This is a genomic window from Psychrobacter sp. 1U2, from assembly GCF_051847575.1.
Genome location: NZ_JBPYDC010000800.1, coordinates 1 through 828 on the forward strand (window position 1 = coordinate 1; position 828 = coordinate 828).

Annotated in this window: 1 protein-coding gene and 1 pseudogene; both read left to right on the forward strand. The window is 43.7% G+C overall.

Translation table 11 applies throughout. The annotated features are described in order from the left end of the window. Positions 1 to 97: 97 nt before the first annotated feature. Entirely contained in the window at positions 98 to 562 is a 465-nt protein-coding gene (locus ACS8FD_RS18810) for a DNA polymerase III subunit delta (RefSeq protein WP_439276971.1), read from the forward strand. Positions 563 to 583: 21 nt separating this feature from the next. Next, a pseudogene (locus ACS8FD_RS18815) lies at positions 584 to 828 on the forward strand (DNA polymerase III subunit delta); the annotation flags it as partial.

Consider the following 828-nt stretch of genomic DNA (forward strand, 5'->3'; position numbering starts at 1 on the left):
CATTGTTGCACCCAACCCTTAGATCGGTAGCTCAAGCTATTATTGTTTACTTTTATACCTTAATTTTTCAACCTTAAAAGGTTATGGCTCAATCCTTATGCAAGACACCTTTATACAAGCCTATCCAAAGCTACTACAACCTACCGTTGCAGTCGCAGGCTTGTGGCTTGCACATGGTAATGAGCCGTTACTGAGTCAATGGCTTATCGATACCATGCGTCCACACTGGCGCGCACAAAACTACGCGATTAAGCGTATTGAGCTAATATCTGTTAAAAGCTGGCAAGAAGTTTTGTCAGAGCTGGGTAGCCAATCTTTATTCGACGATGCCAGCGCGCTCATCGTGACGGGCAACCATAAACCAGACAAAGCCGTCATCGCTGAGCTAGAACGCTTCGCTCAAGAGGCACAAACAGGAGCGCATAATCATAGTTTGTTATGGTTAACATCTAAACAAGACAAGCGGTCTCAGAGCAGTAAATGGTTCGCACCGTTTGCTCAATATGGTCACGTTATTGATTGCAATTTATATAATGAACAACAACGTCAGCAGCTATTGTAGATACAAGCACAGCAGTTTGGCTTGAAACTATCGCAAGAAGCGTGGCAACTACTCATGTCCCATACCGAGCATCATCTCTTAAGTGCTTATCAAACGTTATGGCGATTGTCTTATCTGTTCGCACCGCAATTGATGGCAAATAGCGATAAGACTACAGAAAACAACATCTCTAAGCCTGCTACCAACGTCGCCTTAGACGTCAAAGACTTACAAGCTGCCTTAGTCAATGACGCTCAATTTAGCGTGTTTGATCTATCGGATGCAAT

What these genes read in the sequence shown, in the direction of transcription:
- ACS8FD_RS18810 (WP_439276971.1), top strand. Translation starts at nt 98, where the DNA reads ATGCAAGACACCTTTATACAAGCCTATCCAAAGCTACTACAACCTACC.